This window comes from Methyloversatilis sp. XJ19-49 (assembly GCF_024580145.1).
Classification (GTDB): domain Bacteria; phylum Pseudomonadota; class Gammaproteobacteria; order Burkholderiales; family Rhodocyclaceae; genus Methyloversatilis.
The window spans coordinates 1-17697 of record NZ_JANINI010000001.1; the positions used below are offsets into that span (position 1 = coordinate 1).

The 17697-nt window shown below is 66.2% G+C and carries 12 protein-coding genes; 4 read left to right on the forward strand and 8 right to left on the reverse strand.

What is annotated here, in order from left to right:
• Positions 1–188: 188 nt before the first annotated feature.
• Positions 189–737 (reverse strand): PEPxxWA-CTERM sorting domain-containing protein, encoded by a 549-nt coding sequence (locus tag NMQ16_RS00005; RefSeq protein ID WP_257078416.1) that lies wholly within the window; start codon positions 735–737, stop codon positions 189–191.
• A 453-nt stretch (positions 738–1190) separates the two neighbouring features.
• Between NMQ16_RS00005 and NMQ16_RS00010 the strand changes: the two genes are divergently transcribed.
• The 3 genes from NMQ16_RS00010 (at position 1191) to NMQ16_RS19305 (ending at position 5153) form a co-directional block, all read left to right on the forward strand.
• Entirely contained in the window at positions 1191–1910 is a 720-nt protein-coding gene (locus NMQ16_RS00010) for a class I SAM-dependent methyltransferase (protein WP_306441598.1), read from the forward strand.
• Between the two features lie 72 nt (positions 1911–1982).
• Positions 1983–2363 carry a DUF423 domain-containing protein gene (locus tag NMQ16_RS00015; protein ID WP_257078417.1) on the forward strand — a complete coding sequence of 127 codons (381 nt, stop codon included), beginning with the start codon at positions 1983–1985 and terminating at the stop codon, positions 2361–2363.
• 207 nt (positions 2364–2570) lie between these two features.
• The gene (locus NMQ16_RS19305; protein WP_257078418.1) at positions 2571–5153 is read left to right on the forward strand and encodes an ATP-binding protein; all 2583 of its coding nucleotides are present in this window, start codon (positions 2571–2573) and stop codon (positions 5151–5153) included.
• Between the two features lie 340 nt (positions 5154–5493).
• Here the strand turns inward: NMQ16_RS19305 and NMQ16_RS00025 are convergent, their stop codons facing one another.
• The 5 genes from NMQ16_RS00025 to prfB all read right to left on the reverse strand — a co-directional run bounded on the left by NMQ16_RS00025 (position 5494) and on the right by prfB (position 12886).
• Positions 5494–8283 carry an AAA family ATPase gene (locus NMQ16_RS00025; protein ID WP_257078419.1) on the reverse strand — a complete coding sequence of 930 codons (2790 nt, stop codon included), beginning with the start codon at positions 8281–8283 and terminating at the stop codon, positions 5494–5496.
• Positions 8284–8414: 131 nt separating this feature from the next.
• Complete coding sequence (locus NMQ16_RS00030; RefSeq protein WP_257078420.1) at positions 8415–9110, reverse strand: hypothetical protein; 696 nt, start codon at positions 9108–9110, stop codon at positions 8415–8417.
• Positions 9111–9218: 108 nt separating this feature from the next.
• Positions 9219–10520, reverse strand: coding sequence for a hypothetical protein (locus NMQ16_RS00035; RefSeq protein WP_257078421.1), 1302 nt, complete (start codon positions 10518–10520; stop codon positions 9219–9221).
• Positions 10517–11785, reverse strand: a complete 1269-nt coding sequence (locus NMQ16_RS00040; protein ID WP_257078422.1) for a hypothetical protein — start codon at positions 11783–11785, stop codon at positions 10517–10519. Before NMQ16_RS00040 ends, NMQ16_RS00035 begins: the two co-directional genes overlap by 4 nt.
• Positions 11782–12886, reverse strand: a protein-coding gene (gene prfB / locus NMQ16_RS00045) for a peptide chain release factor 2 (RefSeq protein WP_257078423.1) whose coding sequence is annotated in 2 segments (ribosomal slippage) — positions 11782–12804 and positions 12806–12886 — 1104 coding nt in all. Because the reading frame shifts where the segments join, the coding sequence is not laid out codon by codon here. Before prfB ends, NMQ16_RS00040 begins: the two co-directional genes overlap by 4 nt.
• 354 nt (positions 12887–13240) lie before the next feature.
• On the opposite strand from prfB, the gene NMQ16_RS00050 reads away from it, so the two are divergent.
• Entirely contained in the window at positions 13241–14359 is a 1119-nt protein-coding gene (locus tag NMQ16_RS00050) for a beta-propeller fold lactonase family protein (RefSeq protein ID WP_257078424.1), read from the forward strand.
• Between the two features lie 175 nt (positions 14360–14534).
• Here the strand turns inward: NMQ16_RS00050 and NMQ16_RS00055 are convergent, their stop codons facing one another.
• Both NMQ16_RS00055 and NMQ16_RS00060 read right to left on the reverse strand, forming a co-directional pair.
• On the reverse strand, positions 14535–15413 hold the full coding sequence (locus tag NMQ16_RS00055) for a hypothetical protein (RefSeq protein ID WP_257078425.1): 879 nt from the start codon (positions 15411–15413) through the stop codon (positions 14535–14537).
• Positions 15410–17686, reverse strand: coding sequence for a hydantoinase B/oxoprolinase family protein (locus tag NMQ16_RS00060; RefSeq protein ID WP_257078426.1), 2277 nt, complete (start codon positions 17684–17686; stop codon positions 15410–15412). Before NMQ16_RS00060 ends, NMQ16_RS00055 begins: the two co-directional genes overlap by 4 nt.
• Between the last annotated feature and the right edge of the window lie 11 nt (positions 17687–17697).

A 17697-nucleotide genomic window follows, 5' to 3' on the forward strand; every position in this document is an offset into this window, starting at 1 on the left:
ACTTGCGTAAAAAAATTTATCTGACAGTGCTAACTGAACGGCATTACCGCTCCGCCCTCGCCGCGATAGGCGCTTCGCACGGCGCTGGTCATGGTACCGATCGCGACGGGGCCGTCGCTCCCACAGTCCCTGCGCTTGAGGGCTCGCTGTGGTCTCTTTGCGCCGGTCGGTCTGTCGGATGTATTGCTTCAGGACGCCCGGCGGCGCACGGCGGCACCGATCAGGGCGATGCCGCCCAGCAGCATGGCCCAGTTCGCGGGCTCGGGCACGGCCGGCGCGAACTGCGACGTGCCGTCGAGCTGTATCCACCAGGTGCCGCTCAACGTGCCGATGGTCGGGTCGAATCCGTCATAGACGACCTCATCGATGCGAAACGCACCATACGCGCCGTCGCGCCGCAGCACGACGAAGTCACCAACGCCGTTGGACGCACACGAAGCGTCGCACAACGGGCCGACGAAGAGTGTCGTGAAGCTGAGCAGCGAGGCGTCACCGATCTGTTCGACCGTGCTGACGCCGGGCGCCACGGCAATCTCGTTCCCGCTGCCATACAGGTAGGCGCGGTCAAAGGTGTTCACGCTCCAGCCGAATTCGAAGTTGAAGCCGTCCATGCCGATGTAGATCAGCGTCGGTTCCTCGACCGGTCCGGTATCGCCGGACAGCAGTTCGGCCTGAGCGGGGGCAGAGATCAGCGCGAAGGCTGCGGCGCTTGCGGCAAGCAGGTGGCGGATGGGCATGAGTGGGCTCCGGGTTGAGGCAACTGGACGAGCACAAGCATTCAACGTGCCACCAGAAGCCATATCCGTCAATGCCTTGCCGCGCGGAGCAATGAGCGGCAAGGACCGGTCGGCGCTTCGGATCAGTGTAAAAGGCGTCGACACTCTGCAAAGCACAGCCGTCGTGCTGCAGCTGCGCGTCAGCGCACCCGTTGTCCTGCACCCGGCTCGATTGCAACGGCCTGCGAAGCGGCGGCGTGTAGGAGCGGCCTCTGTGGGAGCGGCGGCCTCGCCGCGATAAGCACTTTGCTCAACGATGGTCGCAGCACAATCGCGGCGAGGCCGCCGCTCCCACAGGGACACCATCCACAGGGACACCATCCACAGGAGCACCTCCATCCGCGCGCACCCGGCGTCGAACTTCTGCCACGGTTTTCACTCTCCAGAGCGCGTTCATTCATCGGTGCGAGTGCCATGACCCGTCTTCCTGTCCTGTTCATCACCTGTGCTGTGCTGATCGGCGCGGCGGTGGCGCCCGTTGCGGCGCAGTCGGAACGCTATGTCGAGCGTTCGCCGAGCCGTGACGGCATCGGCAAGGTGTACATGGGGCGCGAAATTTCGGCGGTGATGGGCTGGCAGGGCGCGGGCTGGCTGGAGCGCAGCGAGCGGGCGCAGGAAGAGCGCACCGATCTGCTGCTGATGGCGCTGGCGCTGAAGCCGGGCATGGTGGTGGCGGACATCGGCGCCGGTACCGGCTACCTGTCGCGGCGCATGGCCGGGCTGGTGGCGCCCGGCGGCAAGGTACTGGCGGTGGACGTACAGCCGCAGATGATCGAGGTGCTGGATCGGCTGGTCAGGCGCAACGGGCTGAAGAACATCGAACCGCGTCTGGGCAGCGAAACCGACATCAATCTGCCGCCGCAGTCGGTCGATCTGGCGGTGATGGTCGATGTGTACCACGAGCTGACTCACCCGTACGAGGTGCTGGCCAGCGTGCTGCAGGCACTCAGGCCGGGCGGTGAAGTGGTGTTTGTCGAGTACAAGGCGGAAGACCCGACCGTACCGATCAAGCCGCTGCACAAGATGAGCGAGGCCCAGATCCGGCTCGAGGCGTCGGCCCACGCGCTGGAATGGGTGCGTACCGAAACCGGTCTGCCGTGGCAGCATGTGGTGGTGTTCCGCAAGGTGCGCTGAGCATTTTTTCCGGCGCGCTTTCCACTAGGCGCGTTTTCCACCCTCTCTGCATATATGTATACACAACCCGACTTGAACCCCGCCGCACGGCGCATGCTGACGCTGGCCGCGCTGGCTGGCGCAGTGGCGGTGATGACCGGCGCCTTCGGCGCGCATGCGCTGAAGGCGAGCCTGACGCCCGATCTGCTCGTCGTGTGGCAAACCGCAGTGCAATATCATTTCTGGCATGCGCTGGCGCTGGGCCTGATCGGCGTGCTGATGCTGCATCGGCCGGACAGCCGCGCGCTGCGCACCGCCGGCTGGCTGATGATGCTCGGGCTGCTGTTGTTCAGCGGCAGTCTGTACGCCCTATCGCTGACCGGTGTGCGCGGCCTCGGCGCAGTGACGCCGCTGGGCGGGCTCGCATTCATCGGTGGCTGGCTGATGCTTGCCTGGGCCGTCTGGCGACGCTGAATCGTCCCGCCTGCGAAAAAGGCGGACATTGACCAAGAGACCTTACACTCGCTGTGTCATTCTATGCATAAGGGCGTATTCTTCGCGCCGGTCTTATTCTCCTGGTTCTCGTGTGGTGCAGCATTTCCATCGTCTTGCGGCAGACCTGCCGGGCTGTGTTTTCGTTGCCCGGCCAGACCCCGCGGTCCGGCAGCGAAAGTTTGAAGGGTGAGCGGCCTCACGCCCGGTCTTGACGCGCCGTCACGCGCCCTGCGCCTCCGGCTGATCGGGGCACTGGTCGTTTTCAACGTACTGGTGCTCGCGCTGTCCGTTCATTCGGTGCTGCAAAGCCGCACACAGCACGAACTGGAAGCGGAAACGCTGACCCAGAACGTCGCGATCGCGCTCGAACAGACGCTGTCGAACAGCATCGGCAAGATCGAATTCGCGCTGCGCGTCGTCGCCGACGAGCTCGAGCGCGAGCTGGCCGATGGCCACATCGACGCACCGCTGATGAACACGATGCTCGAGCGCCATGCCGGCCGCCTGCCCGAGCTGGAGTCGTTTCGCGTGGCCGACGCCGACGGCGTTGTCATTCTGGGCAAGGGCGTCAGCGACAGCGTGCGCGCCAGCTGGTCGGACCGCGACTACTTCGCCTGGCACCGCGAACACGCCGGAGACGCGATACGGGTGACGAAACCGATCGTCGGCCGCGTAGCGCAAAAGTACATCGTGGCGTTCACGCTGCGCTACAACCATCCGGACGGTCGCTTCGCAGGGGTGATCGCGGCGCCCATTGCCGTGGACCATTTTTCGGAAGTGCTCGGTCGCTATGATCTAGGCACGTACGGCACGCTGATATTGCGTGATGCCGAACTTGGTCTGATCGCCCGCCAGCCGCCGATTCCGGACAAGCCAGTCGGCCAGATCGGGAATCGTGGTGGATCACCCGAAATGATGAAGCTTTACGGCGAGGGCGCGCGCGTCACGACCTACTACACGCCGGTCGGCGCCGACGGCTACGAACGCATCGTGACCTTGCGGCGCTTGGAAAGCGTGCCGATGGTGGTCATCGCCGCCACCGCGAGCGACGATTACCTTGCGCCTTGGCGCAACGAAGTATGGGCAGCATTCGGCTTGGCGGGCGGTTTTGCGCTGCTGTCGGCGCTGCTCGGCGGAGGGCTGATGCGTCAGATCGGCGAAGCTGAACGCAGTGGCCGGGCGCTCGCCGAACGCAAGGCGCAACTGCAGACGCTGATCGAAGTCGTGCCCGATTCCATTCGTTTCAAGGACGCGGAGGGCCGCTGGCTGATGGCCAACAGCGTATGCCTGCAGAATTTCGGACTGGGAGCCGATGACTGGCAGGGTTGCACCGATGCGGAACTGCTTGTCCGACACCCGGAACTGGCCGACCGGCTGGCGCTGGTGCGTGCGTACGAGGATGCCGCGTGGACGGCGGGTGGGCCGTCGCGCACCGAAGAGCACGGCGTCGATGCCGACGGTCGGCCGACCTGGCACGAAGTGATCCGTGTGCCGCTGTTCGACGATGCGCAGCAGCGACGCGCCATGGTCGAGGTGGGGCGTGACATCAGCGAACGAAAACGCAGCGAAATCGAGCTGGAACAGCACCGCCGCAACCTGGAAGACCTGGTCGCACAACGCACCGCCGAGCTGATCGACACCGAGGCACGCGCCATGCACATCGTGCAGTCGAGCGCAGCCGGCCTGTTTGGCGTGGATACACACGGCATCATCACCTTCGTCAACCCGGCGACCTGCAGCATGCTGGGCTATCCGGCCGACAAGTTGATCGGCGCCTCGGGCCATCTGCTGTTCCACCACAGCCGATCCGACGGATCGCCTTACCCGCTGGCGGACTGCCCGAGCCACGGCGCGCTGTTGTCGGGCAGCAAACTGCGTGTTGACGACGAAGTGTATTGGCACGCCGATGGACATGCGATTCCGGTCATGTACGAAGTGCATCCCATCGAGCAGCACGGCAACATCACGGGCGCCGTCATCAGCTTTGTCGACATGAGCGCTCAGCATGCCGCGGCGCGGGCTGGCGAGCGCGCACTGGCGGTTGCCGAGCAGCTCGCGCGCATGCGCAGCGAATTCCTCGCCAACATGAGTCATGAAATCCGCACGCCGCTCAACGGTGTGCTCGGGTTCGCCGAAATAGGCCTGCGCAACCACCGCAACATCGACAAGGCGCGCGAGGCATTCGAGAAAATCCAGGCATCGGGTATCCGGCTGCTCGGTGTCATCGAGGATGTGCTCGACTTTTCGAAAATCGAAGCCGGCAAGCTGGTGATGGAACAGGCGTCGGTCGATCTGCGTGAGGTCATCGCACACGCGGTGGATCTGGTGCAGGTCCTGGCGCAGGCAAAGGGGCTCGAGGTGCGGGTCGAACGGGCGGCCGATCTGCCCGACACCTGCCTCGGCGACCCGACGCGCATCGGGCAGGTGCTGTTCAATCTGCTGTCGAATGCGGTCAAATACACCGAGCGCGGCTGCGTCCAGCTGTCGGCGTCGCTGCACGACGGACAGCTCGCATTCGTGGTGGCCGATACCGGCATCGGCATGAGCGCGTCGCAGATCGAGCAGCTGTTCAATCCGTTCCAGCAGGGCGACGGCTCGACCACCCGACGTTTCGGCGGCAGCGGTCTCGGGCTGGCCATCAGCAAGCGCATGGCCGAGCTGATGCGCGGCCACATCGACGTGCGCAGCGCGCCCGGCGTCGGTACCACGGCCGAGTTCAGACTGCCTTACGTTCCGCTCATCCGCGCACCGGCGGCTCAGGCGGAGTGAGGCGGCACAGAGACCGCAGTCACGCTCAGTGAAGCGGTCGTGCGGTGGCTACCCTGTGGAGGCACCCTGTGGGAGCGGCGGCCTGTGGGAGCGGCGGCCTCGCCGCGATCGGCGCGTTGATCAACGATCATCGCGGCATCAATCGCGGCGAGGCCGCCGCTCACACAAATCCGCGCCGCTCCCGGGGGTCGCACNGCCGCGATCGGCGCGTTGATCAACGATCATCGCGGCATCAATCGCGGCGAGGCCGCCGCTCCCACAGGTGAAGCTGCTCACAGGTGATGCTGCCCACAGGCCGCTTCCACAGCGTCCTGACCTGAAGGTTCTGATTCCCCAGGCGCTACTTCGCGCGCTTCAGGATGCCGATCGGCGGTGCCCAGCTTTCGGTGGGTGACTTCTTGCTGGTGATCAGTGTCAGCTGCGAGGGCGCGAACACGTTCGCGTTGTGCGTCACCGGGGTGGTGATGAGGTATTGCGCACGGGTGGCGCCAAGGAAGCGGCCGACGCGGTCGATGTTGGCGACGTCCAGGTGGGCGAACGGCTCGTCGATGAACACGAAGCCGCCGGGTCGGGTGTCGTCCATCAGCAGCGCGATCAGCAGGATGAGGGACTTCATCACCTGCTGGCCGCCGGACGCTTCGCCGTCATTCAGGCCGACAGCGCCCTTGCGGTCGAAGTCGAAACTCACGTCCAGTCCGGCCTGGGCAAGCGCCAGATCGTCGTTGTCCAGCGGCGGTGCGCCGCAATCGACGCCCACGTTGGCCAGTTCGCCCAGCGCACGCAGGTTCTTGCCGTACTGACGCACGGTGGCGCGCAGTTTGGCGATGTAGGCGGCGCGGGCGTCGTCGGTGTGACGGCGGGCGGTGGCGCAGTAACCCTGGCGGCTGGCGAAGTCCTGTTCGCGCCGCGCGAGATCATCCTTCAGCCGGTCGCGCAGCGTCAGCGCGGACGGATCTGTGACCCAGTCGCCGGTCGCCAGCAGGTCGCGCAGCCGACCCAGCTCTCGCCGCGCGGCGCGCGTATCGCCGTAGCGTTCGGCCAGCTGGGCCAGCTCCCGCGGGTCGAGCCAGTGCGCCGGCATGCCGCGGCGGCGCGCGCGCAGCGCCACCAGTCGCTGCGCCTGTTCCGTGCGGCGCGGCATCAGTTGCTGCGTCAGATCGCGCAGGCGCGTACCCACTGCATTCAGCTCGCGGCGACGACGGTCGATTTCGGTGTCGATGCCGGTCAGGTTTTCTCGCAGGCGCTCGACCTCGCGCAACGCGGCATCGCGCGCGGTGAGGGTCTGGTCGTTGCTCGAACGCGCACCGGGCAGCGCCGCCCGGGCCTGCGCAAATTCATTGCTGCGCAGGGCCAGCAGGCTGGCCGACTGCAGGCCGAGCAGGCGGGCGCGCAGCGCGCTCACCTGCTCGCGTGCCCGGTCCAGCTCCGGGCTCAGCGCGCGGCGCGCGGCATCGAGTCCGGCGATGTCGCGGCCCAACTGCTCGATGCGCGCCTGCCGGGCCAGTTCGCCAAAGTGGAATTCGGCCGGGCGGCCGAGGTGGCGCGCACCGCGGCGCTCGCGGTGATAGCCATCGCGGGTGATCCATTCGGTATCGCGCGGCAGGTGACGGGCGGCATCGGCGCTGTCCACGCGCTGCATGCGGCCCAGCAGGTCGGCGAGCCAGCGCGGCACCGCGGCGGCGAAGCGCACCACTTCGGCCAGCGAGCCGGCGCGTGCCACCGCCACATTTTCGCGTTCGGCGACGATGAAGTGGCGAAAGCGCGCCTGTTCGCCCAGCGCCCAGGCCGCGTGACGGTCGTCTTCGCGGTCCAGCAGCACGAGGTGGCGGTACGGTCGCAGCACGGCTTCCAGCGCGGCCTGCCAGGCGACGTCGGTCACCTCGACCACGTCGGACAGCACGCAGTGCGCGATGCCGGCTTCATCCAGCTTCGCCCGGAAGGTACTCACCTCGGCGTCGCCCGGCGCGCTGCGTCGTTCCTGTGCGGCGCGCAGTTGTTCGGCCTTGTCTTCGAACTGCGCCACCAGCATGCGCTCGTCGCCCGCCAGTTTCGTCGCCAGCGCTTCGGCTGCGGCATGCTCGGCTTCCAGCGTCAGCGCATCGGCGCCATGTTCGCTGGCCACCCGCTCGCGCAGCTTGCGTTCTTCCTCGAGCAGCCGCTCGACGTCGCGCAGCGCATCGTGGGCGGCCAGCTGGCGGGCTTCCGCCTGCTGCGCGTCGGCGCGCACCTCGGCCAGTGCGGCGACGGCCGCTTCGCGTTCGGCCGTCACGGCGGCAAGCCGGTCCGAAAGCGTGCCCTGTTCGCGGCCGAGCCAGCGCAGGTCATCGCGCAACCGGGCGAGGTCGCCGCGCTCGTTCGACATGTCGCGCGTCAGTTCGGCGACTTCGAGCCGCGGCACGATTTCGGTTTCCAGCGCCAGCACCTCGTCGGCGTGCTGCTTCCATTGCCGGTAGTTGTCGGCTTCGAGGCGCTTGGCTTCGGCCTGTGCGCGCAAACGTTCGAGGTCGAGGCCGATGCCTTCGAGTTCGCGTTCGGCGCCTTTCTGTTCCTCGCGCGCGGCCTGGTAGTTGTCCAGCACCTCCTTGTCGCCGAACACGTCGAACACCAGGTCGAGCAGGGCGCGCGGCGAGTATTCGCACAGCTTGTCGGTGTCGCCCTGTTCCAGCGACAGCACCTTGGCGATGGCCGGCGTCAGCCCGCCCCAGGCGAGGCGGTTCTGGTAGTCGCGCAGGCCGGTCCATTCGCCACCGGATTCCAGCGTTTCGATCGCGACATTGCCGTCGAGGATGGCGTAGTCGCGCGTCCAGTCGCCGCCGGCGCGCTTGATGCGGCAGGCCAGCGTCACTTCATCATGGACGCACGGAAAGAACGGCCGCTTGCCGGTGCCGCTGGCCACGTTCGCCACGACGGCGCGTATCCATGCGTAGTCGTGATCGCCGCGCCGCACGTAGCGGCGGAAGTCGCGCTTGCCGGAACAGCGCAGCGCAAACAGCGTGCGCAGCGCATCGAGCAGCGTGGTCTTGCCCGAGCCATTCGGCCCGACGATGGTGATGATCTGTGCATCGAGCGGCAGCGTGAAGCGCCGCCAGAAATCCCAATGCACCAGTTCGAGTTGCTTGATGTGGAACATGGGTGCTCGTCAGCGTGCGTGAGAGGTGGGTCGGAGCGGGCCGCTTTGGCGATGGGGCGTGAAGTCAGCCGCCTGCCGATGATCGACAGGCGCGTCGCGGGCGGGGCCTGCGCCTGCGAAGGACGAATGAATCATGATTCGACCTCATCGTCGTCGGCCTCTGCGGCCCGCTCGAAGGCATTGGCTTCAGGCACGGCGCGGCCGGCGCCGGTGAGCACGTCGGCCAGCGTGCCGTGGATGACGCGGTCGGCCAGGATGCGATAGTCGAGCAGCACGTCGAGCAACGGGCCTTCGAACACCAGGCCATTGCGCCGCTCGATGAATCCGAGCCGCGCCAGCTTGCCGAGCGTGATGTTCAGTTTCATCTTGCCGCCCAGCCTGCTGCCGAAGTCGGCCAGCAGCGACGCTTCGGTGAGTGCGCCCGATACCGCATCGCCGTGCTCGACCGGCTGTTCGGCGCCGAACATGTCGTCCTGCCCTTCGTCGTTCAGTGCGCGCCGGCTGACCTGGCGTTCGCGCTTGGGCAGCACGATCAGCGACCAGATCACCATCAGCCAGGCCAGTTCGTCACGCATCAGCCCGACATTGCTGGCGGCGTATTCGCGTGTCTGGCCGAACACCGGCTCGCGCATGTCGTCGGCGATGCCTACGGCGATGTGCGCGGCATAGGGATTGTCGAACAGTTGCAGTCCGACCGCAGCGAGCCGCTGGTCCAGTGCGTGGCGGAAGCCGTCATCGACCAGGGCGCGGCGCGCCAGCCGGTCCGTGCGCGGCATCGAGCGGTGCGCCAGCAGGCGCGCGGTAAGGGTGCGAAGTTCTGTTTCCATATCCATCAGGTCAGAGGACCTGCCGCAGGCAGGATCCGGTCAGTTCGGATGAAACCATCAGCACAGCGGCCGTACTCCGGTGCATCCGCATCCATGCCGGGCGAGTACTCATGACGGCGCGCCCCGCGGCAGCACTTCGCCGACCGTGATCGCGGCGATGTCGTCATCGGCCAGCGGCTGCAGGTGTTCGGTGAAACGCACGTCGATGGCCAGACGCAGGAAATCGGCGACCGGACCTTCGCCAGCTTCGACCGCCGGGTCGCCGCCGGCTCCGGCATCGCGCAGCAGCGCGAGCAGCGACATGCGGTAGGACGCCTGAGCGAAGCCGTTGCCCGGAATCACATCGGCCAGCGCGATCGGGCCGGGCAGGGCGCCAAGGCGATGGGCGAAGCGTTCGAGCAGGTGCAGGTCTTCGGCGGGCGGTTCCGCGGCGACCGGTGCGTCGTCGGGCGCCGGCAGCGCCGTTTCGGCTTCGCTGACCGGTTCGGCAGACAAGGTTGGTTCGGCGCGGTCCAGCAACTCGTGGTCGCCGGCCAGCAGGGTGAGGTCGGGGCAGGGCGCGAGTGCGTCGGCGGCCAGCGCCGCGAGCGCCGCGCTGTCGAGCCGGCGCAGCCAGCCGGCGACGTCCGACGACGAAATGCCGGAGCCGCCCAGCGTTACGCGCTGCGACTCGATCTTGTTCAGGGCGCGCTGGAAGGAGGCGTCGACCCGGGCCAGGCGTGACTGCGCGAGGCCGATGCGCTGCGCCAGACGGGCGCGCTCGAACGGCAGGTCGTCATCGGCGAGCAGGTCGCGCAGCAGCGCGGTGCCCCGTTCCAGCCAGCGGCCGTTGGCATCCAGACGGCGGCGCGCCGCGATGATGCGGAATTCCGACCCGGAGGCGATCGCATCCTCGAAGTGCAGCGTGAGATCGTTGAGCTTGCCCAGCAGGTGCTGCAGCGCGTCGCCGGTGTCGCCATCGACCGCCTGCAGGCCGGCGATCTGTGCGGTCAGGAAGCCCAGTTCCACATCTTCGTCGCCGGACAGTTCGAGCAGCATGGCCAGCGCGGCGCATGCATTGCGGCCGATGTCGGACAACTGGTACTGGCTGTCCGCTACGCGCAGCAATGCGTGGTCGCGCAGGCGGCGCAGCACGGTTTCGAGCTTGACAGGATCGATGAAGGCGAAACGTGCGCGCAGCGCCTCGGGCGACCAGCGCGGCGCGTCGGCGGTGCGGCCGATCTCGCCCAGCACGAGCACGCGCAGCAGCACTTCGGCTTCCGAGCCGTGGAACAGCGTCGTGAAGGCGGACAGCAGGGGCCGCGCGCGCGCCAGCCGGTCAAGTTCCGGCAGGTCGCCGGGGCTGACGCCGGGCGAGAGGAAGTCGGCAAAGTCCACCGCAGGATCGATCCGGAATTCGCCCGCGCTCACCGGTACAGCTCCAGTCTTGCGAGGCGGGCCTCGATGTCGTCGATCACTGCCTTGTAGGCGGGGGCATCGACGCCACCGAAGCGGCGCAGAAACTCGTCCTCCGGCATGAATTCGGGCAGGCCGTCGAGCGGCGGCAATACGTCGTCAACCGGCAGACCGGCTGCAAAGCGCTGCGCGATGTTGCCGCGGCCGGCGGCAATCTGTTCGCCAAGCCGGGTGCCGGCGCGGTCGGCCAGCAGGTCGGTGAAGGAAAAGCCGCTGCCGATGCGCGCATCGCTCACTTCCTTCGACAGGCCGATGGCATCGGCCCACGCGGCGCCCGCCTGCAGGGCGAGCAGGGCGGAACCGACGTAGTGCTGCGACAGATCTTCCCGGCCGCGCAAGGTCAGGCTCAGGCGCGGCACGGGCAACCATTCGGCGGCCTGCGGCACCAGATCCCGCGGATGGCGCCCATGGACGAACAGCGCCAGCGCGAGTACGGCGGACCGCTCTTCCGCCAGTGCGTCGCCATCGCCTGAGCGCTGTTCGGCCAGTGCAAACAGCGCCTGCATGGCACGCAGCAACTCGCTGTCGCCGTCCTTGCGCATGCCCACCACGACCTTCACCAGCGCCTCGTGATAGAAGCCTAGCCGTTGGGCTTCGCCGGCCGGCAGCATCGACTGCACGCCTTCCTTCCACAGTTCGGTCGACCAGACGTAATTCAGTGCGATGCCCGCCGGGCTGATCTGCACCCGGTCGAGCAGATCTATGAAACGCTGCGGATCGATGCCGACGCCGGCCACGGAGAGCGCTTTCGGCACGGCGTAATACACCAGCGGCTGAGCGATGAAGTCGGGCACGTTGATCTGGCCGATGCGCAGGGTGTCGAGTTCAGGCTGGCCGGTGTCGGACACCGCCACGCGCGCCTGCACATTGACCCAGCGTGATGCAGCCGGCAGTTCGAGGCTGGCGGCGATGTTCATTCCGCCGGCATCCGGCTGCAGATCGAGGCGGGTCGCCGGCAGCCGGCGGCCCGCCTCCTGCGCCAGCAGCTTCAGGTCAGCCGTGCCGAGCCGGATTTCGCTGCGCTGGCCGGTACGCAGGTGGCGCGGGTCGTTCAGCGCCAGTTGCTGCAGCAGCTTTTCGGCGGCGGCCGGCGCCACGACCGGCGGCTCGGGCAGCGCCGGATTGGCATCGAGCATCAGCGACACTGCGCCGATCACGGCAGCCAGCGCAAGCAGCAGCGACAGCGGCAGCAACCACAGCAGGAACTTCAGCAACTTCACACGCCCTGCTTCAGGCTGGCCTGGATGAAGCCGTCGAGGTCGCCGTCAAGCACGCCCTGCGTGTTGCCCACTTCGTAATTGGTGCGCAGATCCTTGATCCGGCTCTGGTCGAGTACGTAGGAACGGATCTGGTGACCCCAGCCGATGTCGGTCTTGGAATCTTCCAGCGCCTGCTGCTCGCTCTGCCGCTTGCGCAGTTCGGCTTCGTACAGGCGCGACTTCAGCATGGCCATGGCCTCGGCACGGTTTCGGTGCTGGCTGCGGTCGCTCTGGCACTGCACGACGATGCCGGACGGCAGGTGCGTGATGCGGATCGCCGAGTCCGTCTTGTTGATGTGCTGGCCGCCGGCGCCCGACGCGCGGAAGGTATCGACCCGCAGATCGGCCGGATTGATTTCGATCTCGATCGAATCGTCCGCTTCCGGATAGACGAACACGCTGGAAAAACTGGTGTGGCGGCGCGCGCCGGAATCGAATGGACTTTTGCGCACCAGACGGTGAATGCCGGTTTCGGTGCGCAGCGTGCCATAGGCGTATTCGGCGGTCACCTTGATGGTGGCGCTCTTGATGCCGGCCACGTCGCCTTCCGATTCTTCCATCACCTCTACGTCGAAGCCCTTGCGTTCGCAGTACTTCACGTACATGCGCAGCAGCATCGATGCCCAGTCCTGCGCTTCGGTGCCGCCGGCGCCGGCCTGTATTTCCAGAAAGCAGGGGTTCGGGTCCTGCGGGTTGTTGAACATGCGGCGGAATTCGAGCCCGGCCACGTCGGCTTCGACCTTCGCCTTGTCGGCTTCGATCGCCACCACGGTGTCCTCGTCGGCTTCCTCGCGGGCCAGTTCGAACAGCTCGCTGGCGTCGGCAAGCCGCGCGTCAATCGATTCGATGGCGCGCACGACCGCTTCCAGCGTGTGCTTTTCCTTGCCCAGTTCCTGCGCGCGTGCGGTGTCGCTCCAGATGCCCGGATCTTCCAGCGCGCGTTCTACCTCTTCGAGCCGCGATGCCTTGGCATCGAAGTCAAAGGTACCTCCGCAGTTCGCCGGCCCGCGACTGCAGGTCGGTCAGATGATTGGCGATGGCGTTGAGACGTTCTGCTTCCATGATGTGCGGGCCCGGAATACGGAAAACCGGTGATTGTACCGGCTGCAGCGGCCGGGCACGGATCGCAGGCGTGCGGCAGGCGATGCTCGACCTTGTCGGGCGGCGGGTGGGCCGGGACGATTTCCCTTGTAGCGCGGGGTGACGGTGCGACACCGTAACGGGAGGGTTTCCCGGTCGGCGGGGTCGCACCCGCGTCGCCCGCAGCCCCCGATTGGCGGATTTCCTGAACCGAAGGCCGCTCGACGGTCTCTATACTTCGGCGCTTCGATCATGTCGTCCCGACGCCTTGCACACGCGTTGGGGTTCGGTGTGGCCGACAGCCGTCCAATAAGAATGAATCAAGGAGGAAGCCCCATGAAAACGATGACCCCACCGATGTTCGCAGCGCGCAGCCTGTGGTCTGCCGCACTTCTTTCGATGTTTGCCGCTGCCGGTCTGGCGCAGGCAGAGGGCACCGCCTACGTGAGCAATCAGGAAGGCGGCATTTCGATCATCGATCTGGCGAAGATGCAGGTGACCGGCGAATACGCGGTCGGCGGCAAGGTGCCGCGCGGCCTCGGCGTTACCGACGACGGCAAGACGCTGGTGGTCGCGGTGCGTGAAACCGGTGACGTTGCGCTGATCGATACGGCCAGCGGCAAGATCCTGAAGCGCGTCAGGATCGGCAAGAACCCGGAATTCGTGCGCGTGCGCGGCGACATGGCATTCGTGTCCTTCGAGCCGACCTCGAAGCTCGGACCGCCGCCCAAGCCGGGTGCGGAAAAGAAGGAAGAAAAGAAGGACGGTGGCAAGGACGGCGGCCACGGCCATGACGACGACGATGACGACGACAAGGAGCCGGCACAGGTCGCCGTGGTCGATCTGAAGGCCGGCAAGGTGGTGCGCAACATCGTCGGCGGCCCGGAGACGGAAGGCATCGAGTTTTCGCCCGACGGCAAGAGCCTGGTGGTCACCAACGAAGCCGACAACACGCTGACGCTGCACGACATCAAGTCGGGCAAGCTGGTGAAGAGGGTCGATGTGGAAAAGTACGGTGCCCGCCCGCGTGGCATCAAGCTCTCGCCGGATGGCAAGACCTACATCGCCACGCTGGAATTCGGCAACAACTTCCTGGTGCTGGACGACAAGCTCACGCCGATCAAGACGGTTGCGACCGGCCAGACGCCCTATGGCGTGGCCTTCGACCGCAAGGGCGAGCGGCTTTATGTGGCCACCGCGCGGGCCCAGGCGCTCGAAGTGTTCGACGCGAAAACCTTCGCCAAGATCAAGGATGTGCCGCTCGCCGCCGAGCGCTGCTGGCACTTCACCTTCACACCGGACGAAAAGCAGATCCTGGTGGCGTGCGGCCGCTCGAATCAACTCGTGGTCGTAGACGTGGCAAAACTCGAAGTCACCGCCCGGATCGAGGACAAGAAACTGCCCTGGGGTGTGGTGACCTGGCCGCGTGCGATGGGCAGCCTGGATCAGCCCTGAAAGTCGCGGTATGCGGAGAGTGAAAAGCCCTGCCTGCGCCGGTCAGTAACCGGCGCAGGCGGGCGTGCATTCGCGGTCGCCTGTGGTAAGGACGCCGCGACCGCGCAGGCCGGTAAGGCCTGCGGGCTTGATGCGCGGTGTTAGGGGGCATCCCGGGCGGGATGTCCCCGGTTGTTCAGCCGCCGATCGACGCGCGCAGCGCAGCCAGCGATTCGAGGACGGACTCGGGTTTCTGGCTCGCCGGAATGTCGGCGAAGCAGAACTGACCGGCTTCGAGCACCGGCAGCGACGCACCACTCCACAGTGCCTGACTGACATCGACGCCGGTCGACGACGGTGCCGCCACGCGCAGGCTCGGCGAAATCATCGCATCGAAGTCGGCCAGCGCAGGCGAAGGCAGCAGGGCATCGCCCTGCGGGCGCAGCGCGGTCGACCAGCGATAGTGTTTCGCGACATTGATCAGCGGGCGATAGCGTTCGACGTCGGTGTCGCCCATGCGGGCGTCGTCCGGATGTTCCTCCAGCAGGATGCCGCCGACCGGGTGAGCGGACACCGAACGGATCAGATCCGCCATGTACATGGCCGCATCCTCGATGCCGTCCGGATCCAGTTCGATGTCGGTGCGGCCTGCCAGCTCGTTGGCGTGAAACAGCCAGTGCTTGGGCGAGGGCATCGACAGCACCAGCGGCGTCTGGCCGCGCAGATTGGCGATGACCGCCTCGACGATCTCCGCCAGCAGCAGGCGCGGCTCGTCCTGCTCCAGCAGCTTGCGCAGCGGAAAGGAGAGCCGCTTCTTCGACCCGAGTTCGGCGCGCACCTCCGGGTGACGCACCAGCCATGAATCGAACAGCTCGCCGACCTCCACCACGGCCACGTCGGGCCGAAGCAGCCCCTGGGCCTGCGAGAAGTACGCCAGATACTGGGCACCGCTGAGCCATGGATCGCCGCCTTCACCCAGCAGCAGTCGCCGGGTGTAGGCGGAGGACTTCAACCAGACCTTGAGGCCGCCGCCGCCTTGCTGACCGGGCAGGATGTCGGCGAGGCGCTGACTCATTGCTTGTCGCTCCCCATCGCACCCAGCGCAGCCAGACGGGCTTCCAGTTCGGCGATCCGCACGTCCTTCGGGTGCACCATGTAGTTCGGGCGCGGCGTGTTGGCGTCACGGAACTTGTCGGCGCTGCCCATGTAGAGCTTGGTGATGTCGTCGCCCCAGCAGCCGAAATACTGCAGATGCGACGGCGGCGTCGGCTTGTTCCAGCTCTTGATGAATTCGGCGTAGGGCACGCTGCGGGCGATCCGCGCCTTGCGTTCGGCATCGCGCGCAGCGTCGGTCGCTTCCTGGTTGATGGCCAGCGTCACCGGGTCGAACTTCACCTTGTACAGGCGTTCTGCAACGCCCGGCGAGATCAGGCCTTCCTCGATGTCGCGGATGACCCCGGCCGGGTCGCGCTCCAGCAGATCGCCGTAACCGGCGCCGGCACCCTGCGAAATCATGAACAGCTCGCCGCGCTTCGAAATTTCGAAGCCCATGCCCATGTGATGGGTGGTGTAGGCGGCACCTTCGAACGGGCGCTCGTTCATGATTTCCTCGATCGAGTGCTTGAACTTCTCCGGCTCGTTGAGCAGGACGTCATAGACGTCGACACCCTTGACCTTCGACAGCGGATAGCAGCCGCAGGCGTAGCCGCCGAAAAGACCCTGGATCGGCGGAATCTTCGCGCCCTGGGTGGTGGTCATGAAGCCCCACTGTTCGGAATCCTTGGTCGCCACGATCATCGTGTAGCCCTGGCCGCCGCGGTACTTGCCCGGGGCGATGGCATCACGCGTCATCTTCTTCGACACCAGTTGCAGGAAGGGCACGTCTTCCTCGTTCAGCTCCTGCTCGCCGATGTCCGCCATGGTGGCGAAGATCGGGGCGAGGGCATGCTCGCCGTCGGTGTCGGAACGGGCGCCGCCGCCCATGCCGTTCAGGTCGGCACACAGGTTGCCCAGCGTTTCGCCGTGCTGGCTGACTCCACCCCAGATGAAGGTGTTGATCATGTTGAAGGTCGGCGCATGCACCTTGGTGTACTTCTCCGGGCAGCTGTAGAGGAACTTGGCCACGGCGTGCTGACCGGCGGTGAAGCCGGTGAAGATGGACATCAGTGACTGCGAGTTCGGCGCGTCATACGACGAATTGACGATCGAATGCGGATCGGTGATCACCTCGATCGGTGCGAACGCCGCCTGGCCGCGCGGCAGGTCCGGCCACACATAGCACAGGAAACACTGCGCCAGCATGCCCTTGAGGCCGGCCAGGATGGTGTTGGTGGCGCGATTGGTGAATTCCGGGCTGGAGCCGCGGAAGTCGAAGATCAGCCGGTCGCCGGTCTTGGTCAGCTTGCAGTTGATCTTCACCACGCAGTTCTCGCGCAGCGTCGAGTCCTGGATGATGTAGGTGCGCACCGTCATGTCCGGCCATTCGCTGACCCGGCGCTTCACTTCGGCACGGACGTTTTCCATCGTCGTGCGCAGCGTGGCGACCAGCGCTTCCGGGCCGTCGCTGTTCAGCGTTTCCTCGATGCGCTGCTTGATGCGCAGGCAGGCGAAAAGCTTCACCTTCATGTCTTCGTACTGCAGCTTGGGCTCGCGCACCGAGTTCTGCAGGAAGGTCAGGATGTCGCGCTTGATCTGGTAGTTCTCGACCACCTTGAACGGGCACATCTTGAGGCCTTCGTCGGACGGGCTTTCGGCCATCGACGGCATGCCGCCCGGCTCGATCGCGCCGTTCTCGCCCTCATGCACGGTGGACGCCACCCAGCACACCAGCTTGCCCTTGTGGAAGATGGGCAGGATCATCGACTGGTCGGTGTTGTGGACGTTGCCGTAGCGCGAGTCGTTGTGGATGAAGCCGTCGCCGTCGCGTACGCCCACCGTCGGCTCGTTCACCCAGTTCTTGATGATGAACTTAATCGGGTGGTGCACCAGCGCCGAGAAGATCAGCACGCCGCCGGCGCTGGCGATCGCCAGGTCACCGGACGCGGAATACACGCCGGTGATGATGTCGCCCCACTTGGCGCCGGGTGCGGCACCCATCTGCTCGACCATTTCGTAGCCTTCGTCGCAGCCCGCCTGGATGCGGTCGCGGATCTTGGCCACGGTGTGCGCGTCGCTGATGGTCTTCATCGCGGCGTCTTCTTCGGCGCTGCGCGGCATCAGGTCGTGGTTCTGCATGATTTCCGGGTCGGGACCCAGAAACAGCGTGGTGTCGTTCAGGAACTTCTTGATCAGCGCAACTTCTTCGGCGCTCGGCATTTTCGGTGCCACCTTCGTGCTTGTCTCGCTCATTTTCAATCCTG

What these genes read in the sequence shown, in the direction of transcription:
- NMQ16_RS00060 (WP_257078426.1), bottom strand. Translation starts at nt 17,686, where the DNA reads ATGAGCGAGACAAGCACGAAGGTGGCACCGAAAATGCCGAGCGCCGAA.
- NMQ16_RS00055 (WP_257078425.1), bottom strand. Translation starts at nt 15,413, where the DNA reads ATGAGTCAGCGCCTCGCCGACATCCTGCCCGGTCAGCAAGGCGGCGGC.
- NMQ16_RS00030 (WP_257078420.1), bottom strand. Translation starts at nt 9,110, where the DNA reads ATGGAAACAGAACTTCGCACCCTTACCGCGCGCCTGCTGGCGCACCGC.
- NMQ16_RS00010 (WP_306441598.1), top strand. Translation starts at nt 1,191, where the DNA reads ATGACCCGTCTTCCTGTCCTGTTCATCACCTGTGCTGTGCTGATCGGC.
- NMQ16_RS00005 (WP_257078416.1), bottom strand. Translation starts at nt 737, where the DNA reads ATGCCCATCCGCCACCTGCTTGCCGCAAGCGCCGCAGCCTTCGCGCTG.
- NMQ16_RS00050 (WP_257078424.1), top strand. Translation starts at nt 13,241, where the DNA reads ATGAAAACGATGACCCCACCGATGTTCGCAGCGCGCAGCCTGTGGTCT.
- NMQ16_RS00025 (WP_257078419.1), bottom strand. Translation starts at nt 8,283, where the DNA reads ATGTTCCACATCAAGCAACTCGAACTGGTGCATTGGGATTTCTGGCGG.